This window comes from Allorhizocola rhizosphaerae, assembly GCF_003426775.1.
Lineage (GTDB): Bacteria > Actinomycetota > Actinomycetes > Mycobacteriales > Micromonosporaceae > Allorhizocola > Allorhizocola rhizosphaerae.
This window is the reverse complement of sequence record NZ_QJUG01000112.1, coordinates 18,348-27,089: the sequence shown is the minus strand read 5'-3', so window position 1 is coordinate 27,089 and position 8,742 is coordinate 18,348. Positions and strand designations below refer to the sequence as shown.

11 protein-coding genes are annotated in these 8,742 nt (G+C 68.4%); 2 read left to right on the top strand and 9 right to left on the bottom strand.

Features of this window, described 5'->3' with window-relative positions; translation table 11 throughout:
- Positions 1 to 122 precede the first annotated feature (122 nt).
- Positions 123 to 356: a hypothetical protein gene (locus DM816_RS42820; RefSeq protein ID WP_162907750.1), complete on the bottom strand. Its 234-nt coding sequence runs from the start codon at positions 354 to 356 to the stop codon at positions 123 to 125.
- Here DM816_RS42820 and DM816_RS23540 point away from each other — a divergent pair.
- Entirely contained in the window at positions 355 to 927 is a 573-nt protein-coding gene (locus DM816_RS23540; RefSeq protein ID WP_170318861.1) for an MEDS domain-containing protein, read from the top strand. The two genes, DM816_RS42820 and DM816_RS23540, sit on opposite strands and share 2 nt — an antisense overlap.
- Positions 921 to 1,079 (top strand): hypothetical protein, encoded by a 159-nt coding sequence (locus DM816_RS42815; protein WP_211588825.1) that lies wholly within the window; start codon positions 921 to 923, stop codon positions 1,077 to 1,079. Before DM816_RS23540 ends, DM816_RS42815 begins: the two co-directional genes overlap by 7 nt.
- Positions 1,080 to 1,082: 3 nt before the next feature.
- Here the strand turns inward: DM816_RS42815 and DM816_RS23535 are convergent, their stop codons facing one another.
- From DM816_RS23535 to DM816_RS42810, 8 genes are read right to left on the bottom strand one after another with little or no spacing between them, the layout of a single operon-like run.
- The gene (locus DM816_RS23535; protein WP_117212574.1) at positions 1,083 to 2,051 is read right to left on the bottom strand and encodes an NAD(P)-dependent alcohol dehydrogenase; all 969 of its coding nucleotides are present in this window, start codon (positions 2,049 to 2,051) and stop codon (positions 1,083 to 1,085) included.
- The gene (locus DM816_RS23530) at positions 2,048 to 2,317 is read right to left on the bottom strand and encodes a hypothetical protein (protein WP_117212573.1); all 270 of its coding nucleotides are present in this window, start codon (positions 2,315 to 2,317) and stop codon (positions 2,048 to 2,050) included. The genes DM816_RS23535 and DM816_RS23530 overlap by 4 nt, the downstream gene beginning before the upstream one ends.
- Positions 2,317 to 2,640 (bottom strand): ArsR/SmtB family transcription factor, encoded by a 324-nt coding sequence (locus DM816_RS23525; RefSeq protein WP_117212572.1) that lies wholly within the window; start codon positions 2,638 to 2,640, stop codon positions 2,317 to 2,319. The genes DM816_RS23530 and DM816_RS23525 overlap by 1 nt, the downstream gene beginning before the upstream one ends.
- 52 nt (positions 2,641 to 2,692) lie before the next feature.
- Positions 2,693 to 3,670 carry an NAD(P)-dependent alcohol dehydrogenase gene (locus DM816_RS23520; protein WP_117212571.1) on the bottom strand — a complete coding sequence of 326 codons (978 nt, stop codon included), beginning with the start codon at positions 3,668 to 3,670 and terminating at the stop codon, positions 2,693 to 2,695.
- Positions 3,667 to 3,897, bottom strand: a complete 231-nt coding sequence (locus tag DM816_RS23515) for a helix-turn-helix transcriptional regulator (protein ID WP_117212570.1) — start codon at positions 3,895 to 3,897, stop codon at positions 3,667 to 3,669. The genes DM816_RS23520 and DM816_RS23515 overlap by 4 nt, the downstream gene beginning before the upstream one ends.
- On the bottom strand, positions 3,891 to 4,319 hold the full coding sequence (locus DM816_RS23510; RefSeq protein ID WP_117212569.1) for a hypothetical protein: 429 nt from the start codon (positions 4,317 to 4,319) through the stop codon (positions 3,891 to 3,893). The genes DM816_RS23515 and DM816_RS23510 overlap by 7 nt, the downstream gene beginning before the upstream one ends.
- A gap of 42 nt (positions 4,320 to 4,361) precedes the next feature.
- On the bottom strand, positions 4,362 to 7,856 hold the full coding sequence (locus DM816_RS23505; protein ID WP_117212568.1) for a P-loop domain-containing protein: 3,495 nt from the start codon (positions 7,854 to 7,856) through the stop codon (positions 4,362 to 4,364).
- A complete protein-coding gene (locus tag DM816_RS42810) occupies positions 7,853 to 8,368 on the bottom strand; it encodes a hypothetical protein (protein ID WP_162907752.1) in 516 nt (171 codons plus the stop codon). Before DM816_RS42810 ends, DM816_RS23505 begins: the two co-directional genes overlap by 4 nt.
- Positions 8,369 to 8,742 lie beyond the last annotated feature (374 nt).

The following is an 8,742-nucleotide window of genomic DNA, read 5'->3' as shown; positions in this document are numbered from 1 at the left end:
AAACGCGCCATCTCCAAATACCAAGCCCGCGGCCCGAACGTCAACCGCACCAGCTACAAGGCCACCCTCAACATCGACATCCTGCCCCCGCCCAGTCCTTGACAGGGCGAACGATGCCTTATCTACACGGCCTTGGGGCTAGCCCGCCACCGAGGGCGTTTCGCCGGTACGCACCCCTCGCCCACCGATTCGACACCCGCAATCGCCTTCGCCTCAAGCGATTGCAGCATCGCCTCGCAGTCGTATGGCACGGAAACCGGCGGGCGCGGCATCACACCACCATCTGTCGCGAGCCGATCGGCCCGCCGACGGCGTTGCCGCAACTGCTGCGGGTTGTCCCGAAACACCTCACGCATGGCGGCGCATACGCCGACCGGCTGGGCCGGTTCATCCCCACGGTGCTGCTGGCCGCGGCTCGCGCGCACCCGGGCCCGGCGGGCGCACATCGTCGGCGAGCCCATCTGGGCCGGGCGCAGCCCGACCGAGTACCCTGCGTGCGCCCAGCCCGAGGCCCTGGTCAACGACGCGTTCGCCGGCCGCGACGCGATCCTCCTGTGCCCATATGACGAGAGCGCGCTCGAACCGGCCGTGCTCGCCGACGCGCTCTACACCCATCCGACCCTGACCGACGCCGACCGCACGTGGACCAGCCCGGGCTACGAGGAGCAGGCGTGGCGCCGGTTCAACCCGCCCCTGGCGGATCCTCCCGCGCACGCCCGCCATCTCGACGTCCTGACGCACACCGATCTCGCCGCCGTACGCCGTGCCGCCTCCGCGTTTTCGCCGAGTGCGGCACACCGGACCACCTCGCGACCCGCATGGTGCAGTCCCTCGGCGAGGTCGCGACCAACAGCGTGCAGCAAGGCGGCGACGGTGGCCGGGTCAGCTTCTGGCGAGCCGAGCACGCCATCGTGGCGCAGGTGGTGAGCGTGGGTGGCCTGCCGGCGTTGGCGGGTCGCGTCCCGCCGGTCGACGGCGGTCGGGGCTACGGGCTGTTGCTGGCCAACGTGTTGTGCGACCTGATCCGCGTCCACATCGGACCACCGGCGACGACCATCCGGTTGTGGGTCGACGGGTGAGCCCTACACGGCGATCGCGACCTTGCCGCGGGCCTTGCCCGCCATGAAGTACCGGATCGCCTCGGCCGTCTCGGCCAACGGGAACGTGCGGTCGACGACCGGCCGGATGGTGCCGGACTCGAACAGTTTCTTCAGTGTGGCAAGGTTTTCGCCGCTAGGCGCGGCCATGACCGAGCCGATCCGCTGGCGGGTAAAGGGATTCATGAGCGCGCCGGCGGCGATGCGGCCAATGGGCCCGATCCAGCGACCGCCCTTGCCGGACGACAGCGCGAGCACGCCGCTCTGCGCGAGCGCCCGCCGCATCCGGCCCACGCCGTGGTTTCCGGCCAGGTCCAGGATCGCGTCGTAGCGCCGCTTGCCCGCCGTGAAATCTGAGCGCACGTAGTCGATGACATGGTCGGCCCCGATCGACCGCACGAGGTCCATTTTGGACGCGCTGCACACGCCGGTCACGTCGGCGCCCAGCCATTTGGCGATCTGCACGGCGAACGTGCCGACTCCGCCCGACGCCCCGTTGACGAGCACGCTTTGCCCCGGTCGGACGCGCGCCACGTCACGCAGTCCGATGAGCGCCGGGTTTGCCGACGACGGCACGGCCGCGGCCTCCTCGAACGTCAGGTTGGCCGGTTTGGGCGAAGCCAATCCCTCCGGCACGGTGGTGTATTCGGCGAAGCTGCCCGCGCGCACCTCCGCATAGACCTCGTCGCCGGGCCGGAACGCGGTCACGCCCTTGCCAACGGCCGCAACGACTCCGGCCGCGTCCATGCCGAGCACGTGCAGCTTCGGGGCGCGCAGCCCATAAATCAACCGCATCAGATAGGGCTCGCCGGTCATCAGGTGCACGACACCCGCGTCAACGGAGGCGGCATGCACCCGGATGAGCAGCTCGCCGTCGCCCGGCTCCGGTTGCTCGACCTCCTGCAGGCTCAGCGCATCGGCCCCGCCGTAGCGCGCCCGCACGATGGCTTTCATTCCACGGTCCGGAGGATTTGTTCAATCGATGCGGTACGGGTCCGAAGCTCGGCAACGTCGGCCGCCACCCGCTGCTGGGCATCCAATGTGGACTCGGCCAGCTGCTCGTAACGGCGCACCAGCTGCCTGAGGTCGTCGGCCGTCGCCGAGGCCACCTTCGTCGTGCGGAACTCGTGCGCCGATGCGAGGATCGCGACGAACACGAAGGTGGCCAGCGCCAGCACGCCGAGCAAAAAGATCACGGTCGGCCAGTTGCTCAGGTCCATCAGTCATTCTCCTTGGGGGTCAGGCTTCGCGCCGCCTCGGCGATCGCAGCCGGGGTGAGGCGCACGTCGAAGTCGGCAACCTCGTAGTACTTCATCGCCTTGCCGTCGTCGGACAGCTCAAGGCTCCCGACGATCAGGCCCGCCGCCTCCAGCCGCTGCAGGTGCATGTGCAGCAGGGGGCGGCTGACGCCGATCTCGCGGGCCAGCTGGCTGACATAGTTGCGGCCGGCCGAGAGCTGCGCGACGATGCGCAACCGCAGCGGGTTGGCCAGCGCCGCCAGCATCTCGGCCAGTTCGTCACCGGTCGGCCGGGCCCGCGTCATGGCGCTCCTTCATGTGTAAGTTTTCTCTGACACGTGCAAGGCTAGCACGACCCTACAAGGAGTCAACACTGATCACGACCTTGCCGGCCGTGTGCCCGCGCTCGATGTGCCGCACGGCCTCGGCCGCCTCGGCCAACGGATAGGTCCGGTCGACGACCGGGGTAAGCCGGCCCGCCGCCAAGAGCTCACGCAGCGACTCCAGATCGGCGGGGCGCGGCACGGAGATGATCCCGCCCAGCCGTTGCTTCACGAACAATGACACCAGCGGCACGCTCAGTAGGCGACCGGTGTGGCCGAACCAGTTGCCCCCGCCCTCCGCGCCGACGATGACGAGCGTGCCGTCCGGCTTGAGCACGCGCCGCAGCAGTGACAGCGGGCGGTTGCCCGCGGTGTCGAGGATGTGGTCGAAGCGCGGCGGCCCGGTGAGCTCCTCACGCGTGTAGTCGATGACGTGATCGGCGCCGAGCGAGCGCACCAGGTCCACTTTGGACGAGCTGCACAGCCCGGTCACCTCCGCGCCGAAGGCCTTGGCCAGCTGCACCGCGAACGTGCCGACGCCGCCACCCGCGCCGATGATCAAAACCTTTTTCCCATCCAGTACCGGTTGCCGGTCACGCAATCCCTGCAGTGCGGCGAATCCGGACGTCGGCACCGCCGCCGCCTGCTCGAAGCCAACGTCGGCGGGCTTGGGCGCGAGCCGGTCCGCCCGCGCGACGGCGAATTCCGCGAACGAGCCTTCACCGGTACCAAAAACTTCATCGCCGGGCCGGAACCCGGTCACGCCGCGCCCGACCGCCTCCACCACACCGGCCACATCCCCGCCCGGGACACGGCTCTTCGGCCGGCGCAGCCCGAACCCCATGACACGGATCAGATAGGGCCGCCCGGTCATCAGATGCCACACCCCGGGATCGACTCCGGCCGCGCGCACCCGCACGAGCACCTCACCAACACCCGGCTGCGGCGGCTCGATGTCGGTCAGCCGGAACACTTCCGCCGACCCATATCGATCCTGCACTATCGCCTTCACGACCCATCCCCCTCTTCGGGATATTGAAAGACATCGTCGAGCCGGACGCCGAACACGCGCGCGATCCGGAAGGCCATCTCCAGCGATGGCGAGTAGCGCCCCTGCTCGATGGCGATGACCGTCTGGCGGGTCACGCCGATCCGGTCGGCCAGGTCGGCCTGCGTCATCTCGCCGTGCGCGAACCGCAGGGCCCGGATCGAGTTGGTGACCTTCGTGGGCTTCACCACGACGGCAGGCCCCGCCGATAGGCGACAATCTTGACGATCGAGCCGAGCACGGCCGACAGCACGAACGCCAGGTAGATAACGTTGGCGATCCAGAAGTGCGCCAGCTCGGCCATTGCCATGACCAGCGCGGCGATCGCCCCGGCGATGACCAACGACTGGCCGGTATATTCGCCGAACCGGTAGATCTCCTTGTCGCGCTGATCCTTCTTGTCCACGTCGCGTGGCGACACGATGCCGATCAGGATCGCCAGCACGATCGACGCGATGATCGACCCGCCGATCGCCCACAGCATCGTGGACACGTAGGGCACCTCGGCCAGCGGCATGCCGTCCGCGCGCCGCACGATGACGGTCACATAGATGGCGTAGGTGACGACTGCCAGCAGCCCCAGCACCCACGCCCGCTTCTCCTCGAAGGTCATGCCTACAAGGTAAAGAATAGCCGACATCGAGTCAAATTTTTTTTACATCGCTCGGAGGTACGTAGCCTCCCCCTCGATGATCACGAAGACGTCCCCGTTGGCCGACTTCGCACAGGACTCGACGGGCGCACCAAGGCGCGGCACCTCGATATCGGGCTCCAACAATGCGCCTTTCGGCAGCCTGGCAGGGCGCGACGGGTCGAGCAGGAGCCCGCCGGTGGAGAAGTCGGTCAGGTGCACGACTTGCCCGCTAGCCGATAGCAAGACTGCGCCCGAACCCATTTCGGCCACCGACACGATCCCAATCGCACCGTCGTGTGCGGCGAAATGATAAGTGGCCCAGGCGTTCCGCTCGACATCCCACGCGCCCACCTCGCCGGTGTGCGTGCCGACGAGCAGCATGGTGCGACCGCGCACTTTCGCGAAGCCCAGCGCGCTCGCCATCGCCGCGAACGGCGTGCCCACCGGATCGCCGTTGGCCGTGTCGTGCACCACGATAGCGCCGCGGGCCGTGGCGGTCGCCGCATATCGGCCGTCCGGGTCGCATGCCACCGCCGTGATTCTCTCCCGGCTATCGCCAATGGACGGCGGACGTGGCCACTCCCACGCGAGTACCTCGGGCCCGCCCGTCAAAACCACGAGCCGTGAGCCCCATTTGAAGCATGCGATCCGGTCGTGCTGGGGTGCCCCTCCCAGCACGACCGGATCGCCGGGCACGTGACGGCGCAACAGCCATGAGTGGACGACCACCTTCTCGCCCCACAATGCCACCACCGTCAGCGTGCCGGCGTCGGCCACACAGTCCAATGCGGCCACCGTGCCGCCCGTCTGGATCAACCCGAGAGGCGTCCGCGTGTAGCCCTTGTACAACCGGATGCCGCTGGTCTCGTCGGCGACGACGAGGATCTCACCCTGTTCTGTCTTGACCCACTTGACCCGATGGGCGGCCAGCATCGACACTTCGGTGCCCGGTTCTGCCACGGAGGGGGCGCCGGGTGTGCCCAGGCCCAGGTGAATGCTGCGGCTGTTCACGAAGACAAATCCGGACACCACCTCGACCCGTGTCACGGGCTCGGTCAACGCGACTGTCCACATGCGGCCGCCACCGCCCGGCCCAAACTCCCACGTGCTGAAGTAGCTGCCGGACACCCACGTAAAAACGTACGTGGTGGCGCCGCTTACGCGGGCGAACCCTACCTCGATCGAGCCTTCGCCCAGATGCAACGCTCCACTGGCCCGCTTAGGCGCTACGGTCCACAGTGGACGCCATGGAAGCGCCTCGGTGAGCTGCGCGGCGACGTCGTGCTCACCAGCCCGCAGGGCAAGGCGCGCAAGGCCATAGCGGCGCTCCACAATCTGGGTACCGATCCGCTGATGGGTTTCGCTGTCCAACCACGACACTGGCGGGTCGGTCTCCAGCAATGCGGTGACCGCCACCGGATCGGCGTAGACCAGGAACTCCAGGTCACCGGCGAAGACGCTCGTGTCCGAGCAGTGCTGCACGGCGTGCCGCCGCAGGTAGGGCTCGGCCAGATCCCAGCGCCGCGCCCGCGAACCGGCGACCCCGATCGGCGCGAGCATCGCGGCCAGCATGCCGCTCGCGTCGGCACCTTCGCACAGATAGTCGGACAATCCTTGGTGGAAAAGGCGATACAGCGTCGTGCCGTCGACATCGGCGCTACGCCTCAGATAGAAGCGCGCCACACGCATCGCCTCGGCGATCTCGGCCGGCTCTGCCACGCCCATCCCCGACGGCGCAAACGATTGCGCCGCACGGGAAGCCGTCTCGACCGGCATGCCTTCGCCGCGCGCGTGGGCGAGGGCCACGAGAAGCGGGCGCAGCCACGGCACATTGCCACGGGCCTTGAGTTCCAGCTCCAGCAGGGCGGGCAGGGTCAGCGGCACCCGGCTGCCCAGCTCGGAAGCGCGGGCCGGGTCGCTGATCGGTTCGTGAGCGGACAGCAGGTGATAGGTGTACAGGCCCGCCACGAGAAACGCGCCCCAGCGCTGCTCCTCCTCGCGCGGCCGGGTCAACTCGTGCGCCACCGCCGACGCGAACGTCTCGCGCGCCCCGACGTAGGCCAGCTCTCCATACGGGGCCTGATAGCGCAACAGTTCTCGGATGTAATCCTCGATGTCGCGCCGAAGCACGTCCTCCGCCACGGTGTCGAGGTCGATCAGCCCGCCACCCGCCTCAGCCAGCCCGCGCAGCTCGCCCAGCTCCGCCCACGGCCGCATCGCGATCAGAAGCCGGCACGCGGGCGTCCCGCTGGCCAACGGCAACAGGAGCCGATCCAGGACCTCCGCATAGCGCTCCGCCTCGTCCAATGCATCGATCACGATGACCGGCGGCTCATCGAGCGCACCCAGCTGCTCCAGCACATCCCCTTGCGGGTCAAGCGAAAGCTGCCGCTGGATCGAGGCCACGATCTCGCTCAGATCACGTTGGCGCGCATGCACGGCGACGAGCCGCGAGTTGCGGTGCGGTGTGCGGTCCAGACGCGCCCATAGACCATGCGTCGGCTCACGCAGTTTCGGGTGAGCCGCACACACGGCCACCCCGACCAACGCCGACTTGCCCACGCCAGGACTCCCCGTGACCACGATGAGCCGCCGGTCGTCGTACCCGTCGAACCACTCTGACAGCAGCCGCAGCTCGTGCCTGCGCCCGCTGAAACAGCCCACGCCCTGCTGCGCGGGCAGTTCGCCGTGCCCCGCGGCCCGCTCGATGAAATGCGCGGCGTCGAGCGCTTCGTCCACCTCGTCAAGGAACGGCGCGACCGCGGGGTCGACCTGCGGGCGCGCAAGCACGCGCGGATCGGTCGCCGGATGCTGATTGGGGAAGAAGGGCAGGTCCGGCACGTCGGCCGTGATGTCCAGGAGACTTCCCGTGACTTCTTGCCGGTACCCGTTGCGGGCCTCGCTGAGCCGCTTCACCTCACGCCGCACGGCCCGCGCGAACGTCTCAAGGGGAATGTGCCGCCGGGACGGGTCAAACTCGACATCGCTGCGCGCGAACCGGTCGAGCACGTTGGCCACAGCCTCGGTGAACCGCCCGTTGAACGCGGGCTCATCGGGCGCGCACGCCGCGATCACCCAGCCCCGCTTATCGTCGTCGATGTGCCAGCGCGGCCGGGCCGCCTTGCCCGCGTGGCAGATGTCGAGGAGAAACAACATGTGCGGCAGACCCGGCGAGTCGGCAACCTTTCTCATCCACCTGCCGACATCATCGCCGGGCTCGAACTCGCCATCGGCGCCCACCACATACAGCTCGTCCGTCTTCTCGCTGATGACACCGTGGCTCAAAATGTGCACGAGCAGCACATCATCGGGCGTAAGCCCGGCCGCCGCCCGCCAGATCGCCTCCGCCACGCTCGCCGCGGACGGTGCCTGCGCGCCGTCCAATGTTGCGCACGAATACCCAAAGTTAGCCAGCGCTTTGGTGACCGCCTCCACCCGTTGCGCCACAAACGGAAACGCCTTCCACTGCCCCGCGAAGCTTCCCAGCCCCACACTTAACGCCCGCCGCGACCTCACCCGCCCACCGCCCGGCGCAGCTTGTCAAGATAGACGACCACTTGTCGGCGGTCGTAGCCTGAACCTACTTGCGGGAACGCGGGCGGTTCGTGCCAAACCCGGTGAGACCTGATCCGCTCGATAAACTTGTCCACTGCGGTCGGTTGGAACCCGGTAGGCTCCACCGAGAACTCGGGTGGCGCGGGAAGCTCCAAGCGCGACGCGGCCGCATCACGGATCGCCTCGGCCTCGATTCGCGCCAATACGATCATGTCGGCGGCCTCGCGGCGGGCACGCTCGATGATTCGCTCCGCCTCCTGTTCGGCCTCGCGGCGACGCTCCGCGACCTCGGCACGCCCCTGCTCCGCCTCCCCGAGCAGGGCCTTGAGCGCGGCTATCTCGACCCGAGCGGCGGCAAGCTCCTGAGCGAGGTCGTCCTTCTCATGTGTCAGCCGCGCCACCTGCTCCTGTAGCCGATCGGCCCGCGCCTGCACCGCCACGAGCCGCCTGGCCCGCCGTTCCGGCCTCTCCACGGGCCACACCACCGCTGTAGTTTCCGCCTCAGGCTCCGCAGCCGGAGCTAACGGGCGCTCGACTGTCCGTGTCTGCGCTCCACGCTCAGCGGTCGGAACTGACACCCGCACCCTGCCCTTAGCCGTGGACACCGCAGCAGAGATCGAAGCCCGCGTCGCGGCCGCCTGGACCGGACGCGGGTGAAGCTGTCTAACAACGGCAGCCAACTGGCGCCACGCGCCCGTCTTCCCGCCCACATCGCGCGCCACGCGGACGAGCGTTCGCCTCTTCTCCGGGGTCGAATATGCCTCTTCCAGTGTGCGGATCCCCTCCGCCCTCAGCCTGGTCGCCATAGCGAAACGACGCTCTTCCGGACTGAAATTCCGGACGGCGG

Coding starts and splice junctions, on each gene's coding strand:
- DM816_RS23510 (WP_117212569.1), bottom strand. CDS start 4,319: ATGACCTTCGAGGAGAAGCGGGCGTGGGTGCTGGGGCTGCTGGCAGTC.
- DM816_RS23540 (WP_170318861.1), top strand. CDS start 355: ATGGCGGCGCATACGCCGACCGGCTGGGCCGGTTCATCCCCACGGTGC.
- DM816_RS23530 (WP_117212573.1), bottom strand. CDS start 2,317: ATGGACCTGAGCAACTGGCCGACCGTGATCTTTTTGCTCGGCGTGCTG.
- DM816_RS23525 (WP_117212572.1), bottom strand. CDS start 2,640: ATGACGCGGGCCCGGCCGACCGGTGACGAACTGGCCGAGATGCTGGCG.
- DM816_RS23535 (WP_117212574.1), bottom strand. CDS start 2,051: ATGAAAGCCATCGTGCGGGCGCGCTACGGCGGGGCCGATGCGCTGAGC.
- DM816_RS42820 (WP_162907750.1), bottom strand. CDS start 356: ATGCGTGAGGTGTTTCGGGACAACCCGCAGCAGTTGCGGCAACGCCGT.